At 32.5% G+C, this 17,219-nt stretch carries 13 protein-coding genes and 1 pseudogene; 9 read left to right on the forward strand and 5 right to left on the reverse strand.

The genetic code is table 11. The features are described 5' to 3' along the window. Positions 1–80: 80 nt before the first annotated feature. Together ACNQGD_RS10285 and ACNQGD_RS10290 are read right to left on the reverse strand one after the other, a co-directional pair. Entirely contained in the window at positions 81–659 is a 579-nt protein-coding gene (locus ACNQGD_RS10285; RefSeq protein WP_417999211.1) for a non-canonical purine NTP diphosphatase, read from the reverse strand. 679 nt (positions 660–1,338) lie between these two features. Continuing rightward, a pseudogene (locus tag ACNQGD_RS10290) lies at positions 1,339–2,809 on the reverse strand (FMN-binding glutamate synthase family protein). A 241-nt stretch (positions 2,810–3,050) separates the two neighbouring features. Between ACNQGD_RS10290 and ACNQGD_RS10295 the strand changes: the two are divergent. Next, on the forward strand, positions 3,051–5,450 hold the full coding sequence (locus ACNQGD_RS10295; RefSeq protein WP_417999212.1) for a hybrid sensor histidine kinase/response regulator: 2,400 nt from the start codon (positions 3,051–3,053) through the stop codon (positions 5,448–5,450). Here the strand turns inward: ACNQGD_RS10295 and ACNQGD_RS10300 are convergent. Then, positions 5,426–6,190, reverse strand: a complete 765-nt coding sequence (locus ACNQGD_RS10300) for an NYN domain-containing protein (protein ID WP_099714738.1) — start codon at positions 6,188–6,190, stop codon at positions 5,426–5,428. The genes ACNQGD_RS10295 and ACNQGD_RS10300 overlap by 25 nt on opposite strands. 285 nt (positions 6,191–6,475) lie before the next feature. Here ACNQGD_RS10300 and ACNQGD_RS10305 point away from each other — a divergent pair, with 285 nt between their 5' ends. Together ACNQGD_RS10305 and ACNQGD_RS10310 are read left to right on the forward strand one after the other, a co-directional pair. Next, complete coding sequence (locus ACNQGD_RS10305; RefSeq protein WP_417994513.1) at positions 6,476–7,738, forward strand: cysteate-C-fatty acyltransferase; 1,263 nt, start codon at positions 6,476–6,478, stop codon at positions 7,736–7,738. A 119-nt stretch (positions 7,739–7,857) separates the two neighbouring features. Further along, positions 7,858–8,331 carry a hypothetical protein gene (locus tag ACNQGD_RS10310; protein ID WP_417999213.1) on the forward strand — a complete coding sequence of 158 codons (474 nt, stop codon included), beginning with the start codon at positions 7,858–7,860 and terminating at the stop codon, positions 8,329–8,331. 91 nt (positions 8,332–8,422) lie between these two features. Here the strand turns inward: ACNQGD_RS10310 and ACNQGD_RS10315 are convergent, their stop codons facing one another. Both ACNQGD_RS10315 and ACNQGD_RS10320 read right to left on the reverse strand, forming a co-directional pair. Further along, positions 8,423–9,541 (reverse strand): GTP cyclohydrolase, encoded by a 1,119-nt coding sequence (locus tag ACNQGD_RS10315; RefSeq protein ID WP_417999214.1) that lies wholly within the window; start codon positions 9,539–9,541, stop codon positions 8,423–8,425. After that, positions 9,541–10,476: a transporter gene (locus ACNQGD_RS10320; protein WP_417997396.1), complete on the reverse strand. Its 936-nt coding sequence runs from the start codon at positions 10,474–10,476 to the stop codon at positions 9,541–9,543. Before ACNQGD_RS10320 ends, ACNQGD_RS10315 begins: the two co-directional genes overlap by 1 nt. 124 nt (positions 10,477–10,600) lie before the next feature. Here ACNQGD_RS10320 and ACNQGD_RS10325 point away from each other — a divergent pair, with 124 nt between their 5' ends. The 6 genes from ACNQGD_RS10325 to ACNQGD_RS10350 all read left to right on the forward strand — a co-directional run bounded on the left by ACNQGD_RS10325 (position 10,601) and on the right by ACNQGD_RS10350 (position 17,087). Further along, the gene (locus tag ACNQGD_RS10325; protein ID WP_417999215.1) at positions 10,601–10,882 is read left to right on the forward strand and encodes a DUF4834 family protein; all 282 of its coding nucleotides are present in this window, start codon (positions 10,601–10,603) and stop codon (positions 10,880–10,882) included. A 48-nt stretch (positions 10,883–10,930) separates the two neighbouring features. Then, positions 10,931–13,336 (forward strand): YfhO family protein, encoded by a 2,406-nt coding sequence (locus ACNQGD_RS10330; RefSeq protein ID WP_417999216.1) that lies wholly within the window; start codon positions 10,931–10,933, stop codon positions 13,334–13,336. A gap of 69 nt (positions 13,337–13,405) precedes the next feature. Further along, complete coding sequence (locus tag ACNQGD_RS10335) at positions 13,406–13,570, forward strand: hypothetical protein (RefSeq protein WP_417994507.1); 165 nt, start codon at positions 13,406–13,408, stop codon at positions 13,568–13,570. Positions 13,571–13,576: 6 nt separating this feature from the next. Then, positions 13,577–14,050 (forward strand): nucleotidyltransferase, encoded by a 474-nt coding sequence (locus ACNQGD_RS10340; RefSeq protein WP_417999217.1) that lies wholly within the window; start codon positions 13,577–13,579, stop codon positions 14,048–14,050. 234 nt (positions 14,051–14,284) lie between these two features. Beyond that, on the forward strand, positions 14,285–15,574 hold the full coding sequence (locus tag ACNQGD_RS10345; RefSeq protein ID WP_417999218.1) for a glycosyltransferase family 4 protein: 1,290 nt from the start codon (positions 14,285–14,287) through the stop codon (positions 15,572–15,574). A gap of 43 nt (positions 15,575–15,617) precedes the next feature. Further along, entirely contained in the window at positions 15,618–17,087 is a 1,470-nt protein-coding gene (locus tag ACNQGD_RS10350; RefSeq protein WP_417997400.1) for a lipopolysaccharide biosynthesis protein, read from the forward strand. Positions 17,088–17,219 lie beyond the last annotated feature (132 nt).

The following is a 17,219-nucleotide window of genomic DNA, read 5'->3' on the forward strand; positions in this document are numbered from 1 at the left end:
TGTTTTGATTTAGTGTTTGAGAGTGAAATTACGCCATGAAATTTATTTTTTTGTTGTAAAAAAGTTCTATTTTACGACGTTTATTTATTTCCTTTTAAAAAATCAATTAATTGTTGTGTGGCTTTTCCTCTGTGGCTGATTTTATTTTTTATATTCAATGATAATTGAGCAAAAGTTTCTTGATATTCCTCAGGTTTGAAAATAGGGTCGTAGCCAAATCCTTGATTACCAGATTTTTCTAAAGTAATTTCGCCTCGGGCAATTCCTGTAAAAAGATGCTGTTTCCCGTTTAAATTTAATGCAATCACTGTTTTGAATTGTGCTTTTCTATCATTTTTACCTGATAAGCATTCTAATACTTTATTCATGTTTTGATCAGCATTACGCTGTTCCCCAGCATATCTTGCAGAAAAAACTCCAGGTTCCCCATTTAAAGAATCCACTTCAAGTCCAGTATCGTCAGCAAAGCAATCGTAGCCGTAATTCTGGGTAACATAATTTGCTTTTAAGATGGCATTCCCTTCAATGGTATCTGCGGTTTCAGGAATTTCTTCATGACAACCGATACTTTCTAAACTAAGAATTTTGATGGTATTGGGAAGTATACTTTGTATCTCGAGTATTTTATTTTTATTGTTGGAAGCGAAAACAAGTTGCATTTTTTTAGTTTTAATTGTACACTTCAAAGATACACTTTTTTAAATTTGGTCTTGGTAGAATGTCTTTAGTAACCGGAACAGCCTGTTGATTATAACGATCTCTATTTTTTTTGGAATTCAAAAACCAAATATTTATTTAATAAACTGAATGTCAATGCGTTAATAAATAGTTAAAGTGTTGTTTTTTAATAATGTAACTAACATAAGTTGTATCTTTGAGTGTGGTTTTGATTAATCACTTGAATAAAAACCATCTGAAAAGAGAAGAGTATTCAAATTATCATTTCGTACTGAACGGTATGTTTGATAAATGGTAAATCAAAATTTACAATCGGAGGCCCTTTAAAAAGGCCTCCTTTTTTGTGGTTCAATTCCAAGGATTTTAGTTTTAAAGATAAGAATTAAGTAAAATACTTTTAAAAGTATAAAATCACTATTTGGTCGTAATTTTAACACTATAAATTAGCCCGTTAATTATTAGTTAAATATTTGGTTTGCATTATTTTACAATAAATAAAGTAATATCTTTGAGTGTAGTTTTGATTAATTACTTGAGTGTATCGATCTTGCAATAAGATAGGTTAATTCAATAGCCAGCTATACTACTATAATTGTATGAGTTGATAATGGTAAATCAGAACTGACAACTGGAGGACTCTAAAGGTCCTCCTTTTTTGTTTTAATGTTTTCGGACACTTTTTAAATTATCGGGGAAATACAAATCAGATAAATGGGCAAATTCATCACCACGCATTAAAATGTTAATGTCAACTTCAGCAAAACTATTTTTACCTGCGGCAGCAAGAAGTTCGTTAGCTGCGTGTAACGTATTTTTATGAAAATGATATACCCGCTCTGATTTTTCCGTTATAACCAGTCCTTTCATCAGCATTTTATTATGCGTCGCAACTCCGGTAGGAAATCGATTATTATTGCATCGCAAGGCTTGGATACAGCATAAAAACACAAACTCCCGTGCGCTGTTACACATATCAGCTTTAAGGGCTGCCGCTCGAATGATTGAATATCCGGATACGATTTTGCCACTACAAATGACACATATCTTGTCTCTGATTTTAAAACGTACTAAAGTTTTGTTTACAAAAATAAGTGCTGGTTCAAATGGCATTCCCACGCCATCAGCAAATTCTAGCGGAGCAGCGCCAGTTCCGCTCTCGGCGCCATCTACGGTGATGAAATCAGGAAAGCAATTTTGAGAAATCATTTCTTGGCAAATCATTTCAAATTCACGGGTTTCGCCAATGCATAGTTTAAAACCAATTGGTTTCCCATTAGACAGCAATCGTAATTTTGCAATAAATTCTACTAACCCTTTAGTGTCCGAAAATGCAGAATGGCTATGAGGAAAAAGAATGGTGGTGAGTGGCTGTAAACCTCTTATTTTAGCTATTTGTTCGGTGTTTTTGGCTGGGGGTAAAACCCCATCATGACCCGGTCTTGCACCTTGTGATAATTTGATTTCAATCATTTTTACTTTGGTAAATTCGCTTTTCAGTAAATTTACCTCCATCAAAACCGCCTCTGTCATCACGACAACCAAAATATCCGGTTCCTATTTGCCAAGTTACATCGCCACCTTGCAAATGAAATTCAGTTAATCCTCCTTCACCAGTATTGTGATAAAAGTTTCCTTTTTGCGCTCCTTTATTTAACGCCACTATAGCATTTTCACTTAAAGAACCAAAACTCATTGCTGATATATTTAAAAGTCAAGCAAGATATGGTTGTGAGCAGTCTTTACCTCCTACCAGCACCCGCGGCAATTCTTCGTTGACAATAGTGGGGGAATGAATGTTTAATTCCTTCGTAACTTGATTGATTTAAGTTTAGTTGTGTTCCAAAAGGGGTTGTCGAATCAATATTTTTGGCTCTTTGATAGGCAAGTGAACGTTGATTTCTGGAGAAGGGTTTCCATCTGTGGAACGTTCTATAAAATATTGTTAAAGTTCAGAAGCAATCATTTCAAACAAATATCTGAAATAACCCAAAACCGGAGAATTTCTTAAAATGGCATGCTTGGTTTGGGTGCTGTTTGCAAATCCAAGGAGAATTACAGCTAAAATTGTTAAAGGAAAAAAGATACTATATTTGTAAAAGTAAGCAATAATTGAACTTAAAAATAAGATTATAATTCCAAAAACAAAAAATTGCTTTTTCCTATTATTTGTTGTTTAAAGAGTCTAAATTGCTTATTATATATTAATATTTTGATAGTTTTGTGAACTACAATCAAATTGATTTTTAATGCATTTTAATTTTTTTAGGGACCAAATAGGTAGTTGTTGAAAAATTAAATTATCTAATTTTTTTTTAATCAGTGTAAAACCAATTGTTTTAATAAAACGTAAATGATAATAAATTATATCGTAGATGAAATTTAAAAATTATAAAATACAATTAAGCACGTTTTACTTCTTGCTAATTTTCTTGTTTTTAAGCATTTCTACAAAAGCCCAATATGTAGTAAATGATTCTTTATTTAAAGATGTAGTTTCTTTACACAAATATGCCAAAATTGTAAATGTAGGACAGCGCAATTATACAATTCAAGAGATTATTAATGATACCTCTCTAAAATTTGAACCATTACTCGTAGAAAATAAAGATTTAGGATTTACAGATGATAACTATTGGTTAGTATTTGAGATTGTTAATAATACAAAAAGCGATATTCGACCATTTATAGAGACCTCCAGGGCAATAGTTGATGTAGCTGAATTGTATGTTGTTGATCCAAGTGGGAAGATTACGTTGTTAAAAAGCGGGGATATAATGCCTTTTAAAGAGCGATCATTAAACTATACAAAAACCCTGTTTAGGCCAATTTTAGAGCCGAACAAAGTGACTCGTTTTTATCTTCATTTAAAAAGTGATGGCGAAGTAATAAATGCTCCAATTTACATGAAGTCCGCCGAGAAAGAATTGGAAATGGCTTCCTTTGAGCAATTTATTTTTGGAATTTTTTACGGTTTGTTGTTTATAACTGCAATAATTTACATGTTCTTTTATTTTGCAATGAAAGAAAAAAGTTTTCTATATTATAGCTTATACGTTACTTTCATAGGATTACTACAATTTTCGGTAGATGGCTATTTTTATCAATATTTTACGCCAAATAATGGTTGGTTGTCTTCTCACTCTGTAATAATATTTGCTACAATAGCCAACTTTTTTTTAGGAAAATATTCGCAAGTATTTTTGAATATCAAAAAGTATAGTTTAACCGTTTATAAACTATTTTATGTTTTATATGGTTTGGATTTACTTTCAATTCTATCGTTGGTAGTTTATCCAAAATCGCTACAATACTTATATCCAGTTGCAAATGTGTTAGGGTTGTTTTTGTTGTTACTAATTCTGGTGTCAATTGTAGTGGTTTATTACAAGACCAAAAAAATAGAAAAGTTTTTTTCAATTGGTATTTTTTTCTTGATTAGCGGTTTCGTTATTTTTATATTAAAAAACTTTAGTGTTTTGCCATCTGTTTTTTGGACAGACAACAGCTCGAAATTTGGTACTGGTTTAGAAGTGATTTTTCTTTCGCTTTCAATGGCAAATTTGATTAGAAATCTTAAAAACGAAAAAAACGAACTCAATCGACTTGCTTTGGTTCGTTCAGAAGAGATGAATGATTTGAAATCCTATTTTTTATCGAATATCAGCCATGAATTAAGAACACCATTGAATGCAATTATGAATATGATTGATTCAATTTCTGTTGAGGTTCAGGATGATGAAATCAGAAAAAATTGCCAAATAATAAAGTATTCCTCGCACAGTTTATTGAGTTCTGTCAATGATATTTTAGATTTTTCTAAAATTGAGAAAAAAGAATTAAAATTGGAATCCACAAAGTTTGATCCTGTGAGAGTTTTCGAAAATTTAAAAAATAATGCAGTTAATAGAGCCAATGACCAAGGATTAGCGTTTAAGTTTTCAAAATCAGATGCCATTCCTGATTTTTTAATGGGTGATGTGACTCGATTGGTTCAAGTTATAAATAATGTATTAAATAATGCCATTAAATTTACCTCTAAAGGTTTTGTGAAATTTGATATTGACTGTAAAATCAAGGAAAATAATCGTGCAAGTTTAAAATTTACAGTTTCAGATTCTGGAGTAGGAATTCCTAAAGAAAAAATGAATAGTATTTTTGATTCATTTTCTCAAAATAGTATTGATAATAAGAGAAAATTTGGAGGACTTGGATTAGGTCTTTATATCGTAAAGATTTTAGTGGATATGCAAAACGGTACCATTGAAATGGATAGTGAAGTCAATGAAGGTACTACTTGTATAATTACTCTTGATTTTGATATAGTGCCACAAGAAGAAATGGCAGAAGTCTTGGCGACGAACATGATTTACGATTTAGAAGGTAAATCAGTTTTAGTGGTAGAAGACAACCCGATTAATCAAATGGTTGTTAAAATGATCACTAAAAAATGGTTGAACACGACTGTAGTGTATGCTAATAACGGTCAGGAATGCTTGGATGCTTTTAAAACAAACCATTTTGACATTGTGCTAATGGATCTTCAAATGCCGGTAATGGATGGTTATGAAGCAACTATAGCGATTAGAAATGGGGAAGCAGGAGCCGCGAATGCTTCTGTCCCCATTATTGCAGTAACCGCTGATGTGATGGAAAGTACTAAATTACGTGTGGCAGAAATTGGGATGAATCATTATTTATCTAAGCCAATTAAAAAAGACACTTTATATCTAGAGGTAAAAAAATTAGTTCAACTAAAACGCAATCTCACATAAACATGTTTGATGCCTTTTTTATCGGAGTCTCTTTCGTCAATTTCTAGAATATCAGTAAGGGATTTTAGCATTGGAGTAAGTTTAGAAAAGCCATAATTTCTGGGATCGAATTCTGGTTTTTTCTTTACAATTAGATTTCCTACATCACCCAAAAAGGCCCATCCACTATCATCGCCAATGTCTTCAATGGTAGATTCTATTAATTCGATAGTTTGTAAATCAATTTTGTTTAGGCTTTTTGGAGTTGCTTTTTTAGCATCGGATGCGGTTCGTTTGGGTAATTTCTTTTTTATTGCTCCGTCCAAAACTTCAATATAAATAAACCTATCGCAGGCAACAATAAATGAATTTGGGGTTTTTTGTTCTCCAATTCCGATCACTTTCATGCCGGATTCACGGAGGCGTATGGCGAGTCTTGTAAAATCAGAATCACTGGAAACAATGCAAAAACCATCCACTTTATCCGAATATAATAAATCCATAGCGTCAATAATCATGGCGGAATCCGATGAATTTTTCCCTACGGTGTAACTATATTGTTGGATTGGTGTGATAGCATGTTCCAATAAAACACTTTTCCAGCCTCCCGCATTCGGTTTGGTCCAATCGGCATAAATACGTTTGGTAGTTGGTGTTCCAAATTTGGCAATTTCTTCCATCATTCCTTTTACATTGCTATATGGTACGTTGTCAGCATCAATGAGAACGGCCAGTTTTAATTCTTTTGTATCTTGTGACATAAATTTCTAATGTTGGAATATTTATTCAAATATACAAAGTTTATTGTGGAATACGTCTCGAAGTTTTGGTATTAGCCCTGATCGAAACGGCATCCTTTTGTGTCGTCATTGCGAGGGACGGAGCAATCTTTCTTGACGGCACAAAAGATATAGTGGAGAGCAGGAAATTGCTCCTGATACTCATGAGAATAAACCCTGAAAAATAATTTCGCTTTCAATACTTTTATAAAATATAAATAATTATTTTTGCAACTTCTTAAAATTAAAATTATTACTTGATATATTATGGTAAAAGATTTATTCGAAAGGATTCAGAACAATAAAGGACCTTTAGGGAAATGGGCTTCACAAGCAGAAGGATATTTTGTATTTCCAAAATTAGAAGGAGATTTAGGCCCAAGAATGAAATTTCAAGGAAAAGAGGTTTTGAATTGGAGTTTGAATGATTATTTAGGTCTTGCAAATCATCCAGAAGTGCGTAAAGCAGATGCGGATGCTGCGTTAGAGTTTGGTGCAGCTGCTCCAATGGGTGCTCGTATGATGAGTGGTCATACTAAATATCACGAACAATTAGAGAAGGAATTAGCTGCTTTTGTAATGAAAGAATCGGCTTATTTATTGAATTTTGGTTACCAAGGAATGGTTTCTATAATTGATGCTTTGGTGACTAGAAATGATGTGATTGTGTATGATGTTGATGGGCACGCTTGTATTATTGACGGGGTTCGTTTGCATAGTGGAAAACGTTTTACTTACAAACACAACGATATCGAAAGTATGGAGAAAAACCTGCAACGTGCTACCAAAATAGCTACGGAAACAGGTGGAGGAATCCTTTTTATTACTGAAGGTGTTTTTGGAATGCGTGGGCAACAAGGAAAATTGAAGGAGATTGTTGCGATGAAGCAAAAATACAATTTCCGTTTGTTAGTTGATGATGCACATGGTTTTGGAACACTAGGGAAAACAGGTGCTGGAGCAGGTGAGGAGCAAGGAGTTCAAGATGATATTGATGTTTATTTCTCGACTTTTGCAAAATCAATGGCTAATATTGGTGCTTTTGTAGCAGCTGATAAAGACATTATTGATTACCTGAAATACAATTTACGTTCGCAAATGTTTGCTAAAGCATTGCCGATGATTCAAACAGTTGGTTCTTTGAAACGATTGGAATTGTTGCGTAATCACCCAGAATTGAAAGACAAACTTTGGGAGAATGTAAATGCATTGCAAAGCGGATTGCGTTCTAGAAACTTCAATATTGGAGATACTAATACTTGTGTTACGCCAGTTTATCTTAAAGGAAGTGTGCCGGAAGCAATGATTATGGTAAATGATTTGAGAGAGAATTACGGAATATTCTTGTCGATTGTGATTTACCCAGTAATTCCAAAAGGAATTATTTTGTTGAGAATGATACCAACAACGTCTCACAGTTTGTCAGATATTGACGAAACACTAACGGCTTTTGAAGCTATTCGTGAAAAACTGGAAAACGGAACTTATAAAGAAATTGCTGAAAGAACTACGGTTGATTTAGACGCTTAGTTTTTAAAATTATTGCAATTTTGAGTTTATAAAAATCCATCAGCTTTTGTTGATGGATTTTTTTTGAAATAAATTTAGGCAATAAAGAGTATATTTATACGATCTAAAATTTGAATTTTATGAAAAAAGTAATTTTATTGAGTGTCGTTTTTATGAGTGTTTTTGTCTCTTGTAAAAAAGAAAAAGAAATGGAAGAAGTTCCAGTTCCATCAGAAGGAATAGTTGTTGATGAACCTGTTTCGGAAGAATGCTATAGTGCAATTATTAAAAAAGATACCATTTCTATGTCTTTGAATATAAAAGGGAATCAAATAGCTTCAGGAAAACTGAGCTATAATTTTTTTGAGAAAGATAAAAATGAAGGTGCTTTAGTGGGGGAAATAAAAGGCGATACGCTTTTTGCAGAGTATACTTTTATGTCCGAGGGAGTTTCCTCAATTCGTCAAGTTGCCTTTTTGAAAAAGGGAAATACGTATGTTGAAGGGTATGGTGATGTTGTTGATGATAACAAAGGAAAAGTCACGTTTAAAGACACGAAACAGCTAAAATTTGAAGGAAATATCGTTTTGTCAAAAGTAGATTGCAAAATGTAATTTTTGCGATAAAACAAGATTATTTAAAATAAGAAAATCCATTTGCCACGGCGAATGGATTTTTTTGTTTTAATTAGTACAATCTAAGTTGTTATAAATTCTTTAAAAAAGTACATCTTCGTTTGTGAACAACAGGATTGAAATGTTTCCATAAGTTATGTATGGCAAGGTTATCTGCTAATTCAGGGGTTCTGAAACAATTGACAACTCCTTTTTCTTTGAAAGTATGATAATATTCATTGAAAATTATCGCTGTAACCGCTTTGTTTTGATAATCAGGATGAACGCCTATCAAATAGAAAATCATGTCCTTACTCTGGTTTTTTGCTTTAAGCAAATGAAGGAATCCAAAAGGAAATAATTTTCCTTTTGATTTTTGCAACGCTTCAGAAAAAGAAGGCATTACAATACTAAAAGCAACAATGTTATGGTCTTTATCTTCCACAAATTTGATGAATTCGGGGTTGATAAAACTGATGTATTTTTTCTTAAAATATTCTTTTTGAACGTCTGAAATAGCTACAAAAGAAGATAAAGAAGCATAGGATTCGTTGAATAAATCAAACATTTTATCCACAAGCGGCATCACTTCTTTGGTAGTTTTGAAATTGAGCGGACTTAACTGGTATCTTCTTTTCACCAAATCATTTGCCTTTTCAAAAAATTCCGGTTTTACATTTTCGAAAGGAAATTTACTCTCTAAGTATTCTTTTTCTACGTGATATCCCAATTGCTCAAAATGACGAGCATAATACGGATGATTGTACCACGTAATCATAGTTCCAATCTCGTCAAAACCTTCCGTTAAGACACCAACTTTATCCAAATTTGAAAATCCCATAGGACCTTCAACGTGTTCTAAATTATTTTTTCGACCTAATTCATACACTTTTCCCAAAAGAGCTTTTGTCACTTCGATATCATCAATCACATCAAACCAACCAAAACGGACTTTCTTTTTTTGCTGGTCATTTACCTCACTCCAATTAATGATTGCTGCAATTCTACCTACAATTTCATTGTTCTGGTAGGCGATGTAAAAATAGGCTTCGGCATTTTCAAAAGCCGGATTTTTTGTTTTGTCGAAGGTTTCTAATTCATCAGCAATAATTGGCGGAACCCAATATTTATTATCTTTGTATAGGGAAAAAGGGAATTTGATATAATCCTTTAATTCACTTTTTGTTGTAGCTTCTTTAATAGTAATCATTATCCTTTTTTTGTCTTTTTTGCTCTTTTTAAAGCTTTTTTATCGGAATCTTTATTGTCAATGTTTATTCTTACTTCTTGGTAATTAGCATCATAACGCCAAGAAAAACCAATACCACCATACAGTGCGGAAGGAGTATCTTTAAGACTTGTACTTATCGATGCGTCAATTTGCATGTCTTTATTCAATAAATAAGCAGCACCTCCACGAACAATGGCATCGCTGTAAAAGTCGCTTTTAAATCCTTGATTTTCTACAAATCCAGACCATTTGTCATTAAATCCTCTTGTTAAAGTCAAGACATATCCATAGCTTGGATAGTCAGTGGTCACATAATCGGCTATGATATTGGTTACAAAAACCCATTTTCCATCGCCCAAGTGGTTTTGGGTAATTAATATAATTTTTGGTGATATGCTGGATTCTGGAGAAAAAGAATAAGGGTTTTCTGCCATAGTAAAATTAGCTCCCGCAAATACGGAAACTGCCGGGATTAACTGGCGCCAATTAAATGCTCGATTGGCTTTGTAACTATAGATGTTTACCTTTTTTTCGTAATTTTTGAAAGGATCGTAAATCAAATATTTGGCTCCTAAAACAGTTTGTTTGAAATCTGCTCGATTTGAACTGTTGAATAATGTGGTGTATTTTTCATTTTGGTATTGTAAATCGGCTATTAATTCCAGCCTTTCCATAAATAATCCCCAACGTAATGTGGCATCAATCCCAAAACCATTGGCGTCATAATTCAATAAACTGTGATTTTGTTTTATTCCGTAAACACCTGTTTCTATTTGAATTACTGATTTTCCCACTGCATAAGCCGACATGGTTTCACCTGGTCTATTAGAATTTATTTGATCGGTATGTTGGCCATAATGAATACTTGGAATCATTGAAAAAGCAGCGATAAGTAAGATTTTGATTTTGGACATATTATTTTTTTTGAGTTAAAAAGTAATAACGCTTTTCAAATGTACTATATTTTATTATTTATTTAAGAGAGATATTTTAATTTTGAACGGTTGATTTATTAATTTTGGAAAAAATTACACTTATATGCAAACAGCTTCTTTCACTGGCTTTATAAAAGCGCTTTTTTATATGATCGCTTTCTATTATATTTTTAGATTTTTAGCAAAACTATTTTTGCCATTATTGGTTAAAAAAGTAGTCGAAAAAGCCGGCGAAAATATGCAGAAACAGCAACAGTACGCGCAAGATAATACTTGGAAAAAAACACAAAGTAAGGATGAAATACTATACAATGCGGAAAATGCTAAAAATCAACGCGAAACCAAAAAAGTGGGCGATTATGTTGATTACGAAGAAATAGATTAAATTTGTCGTTTTTAGCACCGTTTTTATTCTAATCCAAACCATTTTACATTGAAAATAATAAATAAGTTCTATCCACACGCCATAGCCATACTTGGTTTTGTGGTAATTTCTCTCCTGTATTTTTATCCTGTCTTGCAAGGAAAACAAATTTTCCAATCTGATATCGTGCAGTATACAGGAATGGCCAAAGAGCAAAATGACTTTAGAGCCACAGATGATGTTGAACCGTATTGGACTAATTCTGCTTTTGGTGGAATGCCAACGTATCAATTGGGAGCCAAATATCCTCACGATTATATTGGTGCGATAGACGATGCATTGCGATTTTTACCGCGTCCTGCGGATTATTTATTTTTATATTTTCTTGGATTTTATGGCTTGATGCTGGTATTAAAAGTGGATCCTTTAAAAGCCTTTTTTGGTGCATTAGCCTTTGGTTTATCTACCTATTTGATAATTATTCTTGGAGTTGGTCATAATGCTAAAGCACACGCTATTGCGTATATGCCACTGGTTATTGCTGGATTTATTTTGGTGTTTCAAAAAAAATACATTCTGGGAGGTTTGATTACGCTTTTTGCGACAGCATTAGAAATCAATGCGAATCACTTCCAAATGACCTATTACTTATTGATTTTCCTATTGATTCTTTCTGCTTATTTTTTATATCAGCAAGTAAAAGACAAGGAATATAAATCCTTGTTGTATTCCTTTGGAATATTAGCAGCAGCAGGAATTTTAGCTATTGGTGCCAATGCTACGAATCTATTGGCAACTTCTGAATATGCTGATTTTAGTATTCGTGGTAAAAGTGAACTGACATTTAATCCAAACGGTTCAAAAAATGAGACTACTTCTTCAATGTCTAAGGACTATATCACGGAGTATAGTTATGGAGTAATGGAAAGTTTTAATCTTATTGCACCCCGACTTTTTGGTGGTTCTAATAATGAGGCTGTTGGTAAAGACAGTAATATGTATGAATTCATGATAGGTCAGGGAGTTCCAGAGGATCAGGCAACTGATTTTGTTTCGGGAATGCCAACGTATTGGGGCGATCAACCTATTGTTGCAGCTCCCGCATATATTGGAATTGTAGTATTCTTTTTGGCGATTTTGGCTTTATTTATTGATAAAAGAAAGATTAAATATGTATTTCTCTCCGGTTCAATAGTTGCTTTAGTGCTTTCATGGGGTAAAAACTTCCCTTTTTTGACCGACTTTTTTATTGATTATGTTCCCATGTATGATAAATTCAGAGCGGTATCTTCGATTCAAGTTGTCTTGGAATTGTGTTTCCCAGTTTTGGCTATTATGGGATTACAGTCTTTCTTCAAATTAGACAAAAAACTGCAATGGAAAGCATTGTATGAAACGACAATTTTAGGTTTAGGAATTATTTTGATTTTATTTTTAAGCAAAAACATGTTCAGCTTTTCAGGAGGAAACGATGCTTATTTTCAAGAAAGTTACGGTCCTGAGTTTGTAAGCGCACTTAAACTGGATCGAATGAGCTTGTATAGCGCTGATTTATTGCGTTCAGGCTTTTTTATTGTGTTAACAGCAAGCGTTTTATGGTTGTTCATTAAAGATAGATTTGCTCAAAATACGGCCATTATAATTGTAGGTTTATTGATGGTTTCCGATTTGTTTTTTGTGGATAAAAAATATGTTTCCGGGAAAGATTTTGTAAGCGGAAGTCAAGTCGAAGTGCCTTTTCAAGAGTCACCTTCGGATACGGAGATTCTTAAAGATACGGCAAATTACCGCGTTTTTGAAGTGGGAGATTTAATGGGTGCAAGAGCTTCTTATTTCCATAAATCTATTGGCGGTTACAGCGCCGTAAGACCCAGAAGAATGCAGCAATTAATTGATTATCAAATTTCCAAAAACAACATTGAGGTTCTTAATATGCTTAATGTAAAGTATGTGATCCAAAAAGACAAAGAAGGAAAAGAATTTCCAGTATCTAATCCGGCTGTTAATGGAAATGCATGGTTTGTGAGCCAAGTAAAATTGGTGAATTCTGCTGATGAAGAGATGAAAGCGTTGGATAGTTTGGATTCTAAAAATGTGGCGGTTGTAAATAGGAACGATTTTGAAATCAAAAATACGGCTTTCGCCAAAGATAGTTCAGCGACTATAACTTTAGAAAATTATAAACCTAACTACTTGAAATATGCATCTAATAACTCAAATGACGGTTTAGCCGTTTTCTCCGAAATGTATTATGGAAAAGGTTGGAATGCCTACATTGATGGAAAAAGTACAGATCATATTAGAGTTGATTATGTTTTAAGAGCTTTAAATATTCCAGCAGGAAAACACACGATTGAATTTAAGTTTGAACCTCAAGTAATAAAAACCGGAAGTACTATTACGTTGATAAGTTCAATAGGAATGTTATTGCTGTTGATCGGTGGCATTTATTTCGAAAGGAAAAAAAAGGCGTAAGCTGTCTAAGTATTTATTTGTAAATTTGATAAAAATAAATTTCGAACGGATTCTAAAATTTCAATTGAAATGGGCAAAGTCAAATTAAATCACGCACACCCAACAGTAATGGAGGCAAGGTATATTGAAGAAATAAGACAATTGACCTATCAGCAACGTTTTGAAAAATTGATAGCAATAATCGAACTTTCATCCATAGTACAAACGGCAAAAAAATATTCAAAATCAAAATAATTTGAAATGAATATGCAGAAACAAATAATAGATGTTTGGAAGTATTTGTCAGAAAATAATGTAAATTATCTAACCATCGGTGGATTTGCAGTAAATATTTACGGCTACGGAAGAAATACGGGAGATATAGACATTTTTATTGAAGACACAATCACGAATCGTGAAAATTTGAGAAAGGCCATTAAGCAAATGGGATTAGGCGATTTTGAAAGTATTAAAACAATGCAATTCATTCCCGGTTGGACAGAATTCACTCTAAATATTAATTTTAGACTGGATATTACGACCTCTGTTAAAGGTTTAGAAAATCAGTCTTTTGCAGCACTTTTAGAAAAAGCTAATATCATAGATATAGATGGGATTCCAGTGTTTTTTATTGACTACGATAATTTAATTATTGCAAAAAAAGCAGCTAACAGACTAAAGGATCAACTAGATATTGAAGAGTTGGAGAAACTAAACAATAGAAATATTTATTAAAATTATGAATGAGTTGTTAAGTTTAAAATCGTTTCAACAAATATTGTTTTGGCTTTTTCTTTTAGGAATTATTATTGGAGTTTTATTAACGCTATACTTCATTAATCCTGATAAATTTAGTTTTATATTGTCATTGCCATCTGTACCATGTGTATATTTTATTTCAAAAGGATTGTATAAAAACAGTAATTTGTTTTTTACGGATTTAAAATCAATTTCAACAAAATCCTAACTTTGGAATCCAAGAAAATTTTAATAATTACCTATTATTGGCCACCCGCTGGAGGACCTGGCGTGCAGCGTTGGCTTAAGTTTGTCAAGTACTTACCAGATTTTGGTATTCAACCTGTTGTATATATTCCAGAAAATCCAACGTATCCTATTATTGATGAAAACTTGGTTAAAGAAGTTTCTGATAAAGCGATTATTCTGAAACAGAAAATTTTTGAACCGTATCAATTGGCTTCGTTTCTTTCGAAAAATAAAACCAAAAAAATCAGTTCAGGAATTATTCCAAATCAGAAAAAGCAATCTTTTCTGGATAAAATTTTTCTTTGGATTCGCGGGAATCTTTTTATTCCGGATGCGCGTGTTTTTTGGGTAAAACCATCGGTAGCTTATTTGGAAAAATACATTGTTCAAAATAATATTAATACCATTGTTACTTCGGGACCACCACATAGTCTGCATCTTATTGGATTAGAATTAAAACAAAAATTAGATTTGAAATGGTTTGCTGATTTTAGAGATCCGTGGACTACTATTGGCTATCACAAATCCTTGCGATTGTCCCGTTTTGCTGCCAAGAAACACAAAGCATTAGAGCATCAGGTTTTGAATACAGCTGACACAATTATTGTGACCAGTAAAACTACTAAAATGGAATTTCAGGAGATTACCACTAAACCTATTGCGGTAATAACCAACGGTTATGATACGGAAGAAGTTGGAAAACAAACTTTGGATTCAAAGTTCAGCTTAGCACATATTGGTTCTTTTCTTTCTGCGAGAAATCCTTTGATTTTATGGGAAAGTTTAGTTGAATTGATTCATGAGATTCCAGATTTCAAATCGCATTTAGAAGTGAAATTGATAGGTGCTGTGAGTCAGGAAGTTTTGGAAACGATTACGCAATTTGGGCTTAATTCCTATTTGAATAATTTAGGTTATGTTTCGCATGCAGAAGCGATTGCGCACCAAAGAAAGTCACAGGTTTTGTTGCTGATAGAAATTGATTCTGAGGATACGAAAAGTATTATTCCAGGAAAATTATTTGAATACATGGTATCTAACAGGCCTATTATTGCGATTGGTCCCAATGGTTCTGATTTTGCTGAAATCATAACGGAAACCAATACAGGCGTATTTTTTGATTATTCGGAGAAAATGAAACTTAAAAGTGTAATTTTGGACTTTTACAATCAGTTTTTGGAAGGTAAATTACAGTCAAATGGAGTTGGATTACAACGCTATTCGAGAAAAAATCTTACCAAAAAACTGGTTGAATTGCTTAACAAATCGTAAATTAAAAGTGAGATTGCTTTGTGCCTCGCAATGACAAAAAAAAATGGGAATAGTATTAAATCAATCTTTAAAGAATACGATAATTACCTATTTGGGTTTTGGAATTGGCGCAATAAATACCCTTTATTTGTATCCATTTTTTTTAGGAACTGTATTTTATGCTTTAACAAACTATATACTTTCTTGGGCAAATATTATTATGCCTTTATTGGCTTTTGGGATGCAAAATACTTTGGTTAAGTTCTATACCCAGTATAAAACAGAAGAAGAACGTTCCAAGTTTTTATCATTTACAGTATTAATCCCTTTATTGTTGTGCATTCCTTTAGTATTAATTGGTTTATTCTTTTTTGAACCTATTTCGTTGTACTTGAGTAAAGAGAATCCAGTAGTTAAGGACTATTTGTGGCTTATTCCATTTATAGGGCTTAGTATGGCATATTTCGAAATTTTTTATGCTTGGGCAAGGGTTCACATGCATTCCGTTTTTGGAAATTTTGTCAAAGAGGTAGGGCTTAGATTATTTTCTTTATTTGCTTTAATTGGAGTTTATTACAAATGGATTTCTGTTGTAGAATTTATTTATGCTACCGCTATTATTTATTTTCTGGCTTTCATTATAACCATGTTTTATGCATTCCATATAAAAAAACCAATTTTTCAGTTCTCTATTCCTCAAAATGTTAAAGATGTTTTAGTTTATACGTTTTTCATTATTTTATCAGGGAGCGTTGCGGTTATGTTGCTGGACATTGATAAGATTATGCTAAATCAATATATTAAAATTGAGAATATAGCCTATTATTCAGTTGCGACTTATATTGCTTCTGTTATTGCTGTTCCCAGTCGTGCGATGCATCAGATTACGTATCCCATAACGGCTAAATTGATGCATGAGAATAAACATGATGAATTAAATGATTTGTATAAAAAGACTTCAATTAATCTGCAAGTTGTTGGAGGTTTTGTAATGCTGTGTATTTTTGTTAATATTAACCAATTATATGTAATGGTTCCTAAAGAATATAGTGGTGGAATCCTTGTGGTATTTTTGATAGGGATTTCTAAATACTTTGATTTGATTTTAGGAAACAATAATGCCATTATTTTTAATTCAAAATACTACCGAATGGTTTTGTTTTTAGGCTTATTACTTGTTTTTTTAACTGTAGGATTAAACATGTTTTTTATACCTAGATACGCTATAACGGGAACTGCAGTTGCTACATTAATGTCAATTACGTTATATAGTTTGGCAAAACTGCTTTTTGTTGTTAAGCGTATGCATTTGTACCCATTTACAAAAGAGACCTTGTATTCCCTTGCAATTACTTTTGTATTGTTCTTGTTGTTTTATTTTTGGGAATTTCCTTTTAGTCCAATAATTAGTATTGGATTAAAATCAATTTTGGTTACTCTTTTATATGTTTACATCAATTATAAATTTGTTATTTCTATTGAAATTAATCAAGCTTTAGACGTAGTTTTAAAAAAGTTAAGAATTAAGTTATAATTTTTTTAGTACAAAAAACACGACTAATCTCAATTTCTAAAATAATCTTTTCAAAAAAATATCAACTTCGTTTAGCTTTTTCTTTCTTTAGAAAACAAGGAGATAAGTCTTTATTATATAAATGATTAAGGA

This window comes from Flavobacterium glucosi (genome assembly GCF_048286535.1).
GTDB lineage: Bacteria > Bacteroidota > Bacteroidia > Flavobacteriales > Flavobacteriaceae > Flavobacterium.

Bases quoted from the DNA above. Each gene is read 5' to 3' on its own strand.
- ACNQGD_RS10285 (WP_417999211.1), bottom strand. From the start codon at position 659: ATGCAACTTGTTTTCGCTTCCAACAATAAAAATAAAATACTCGAGATA.
- ACNQGD_RS10295 (WP_417999212.1), top strand. From the start codon at position 3,051: ATGAAATTTAAAAATTATAAAATACAATTAAGCACGTTTTACTTCTTG.
- ACNQGD_RS10300 (WP_099714738.1), bottom strand. From the start codon at position 6,190: ATGTCACAAGATACAAAAGAATTAAAACTGGCCGTTCTCATTGATGCT.
- ACNQGD_RS10305 (WP_417994513.1), top strand. From the start codon at position 6,476: ATGGTAAAAGATTTATTCGAAAGGATTCAGAACAATAAAGGACCTTTA.
- ACNQGD_RS10310 (WP_417999213.1), top strand. From the start codon at position 7,858: ATGAAAAAAGTAATTTTATTGAGTGTCGTTTTTATGAGTGTTTTTGTC.
- ACNQGD_RS10315 (WP_417999214.1), bottom strand. From the start codon at position 9,541: ATGATTACTATTAAAGAAGCTACAACAAAAAGTGAATTAAAGGATTAT.
- ACNQGD_RS10320 (WP_417997396.1), bottom strand. From the start codon at position 10,476: ATGTCCAAAATCAAAATCTTACTTATCGCTGCTTTTTCAATGATTCCA.
- ACNQGD_RS10325 (WP_417999215.1), top strand. From the start codon at position 10,601: ATGCAAACAGCTTCTTTCACTGGCTTTATAAAAGCGCTTTTTTATATG.
- ACNQGD_RS10335 (WP_417994507.1), top strand. From the start codon at position 13,406: ATGGGCAAAGTCAAATTAAATCACGCACACCCAACAGTAATGGAGGCA.
- ACNQGD_RS10340 (WP_417999217.1), top strand. From the start codon at position 13,577: ATGAATATGCAGAAACAAATAATAGATGTTTGGAAGTATTTGTCAGAA.
- ACNQGD_RS10350 (WP_417997400.1), top strand. From the start codon at position 15,618: ATGGGAATAGTATTAAATCAATCTTTAAAGAATACGATAATTACCTAT.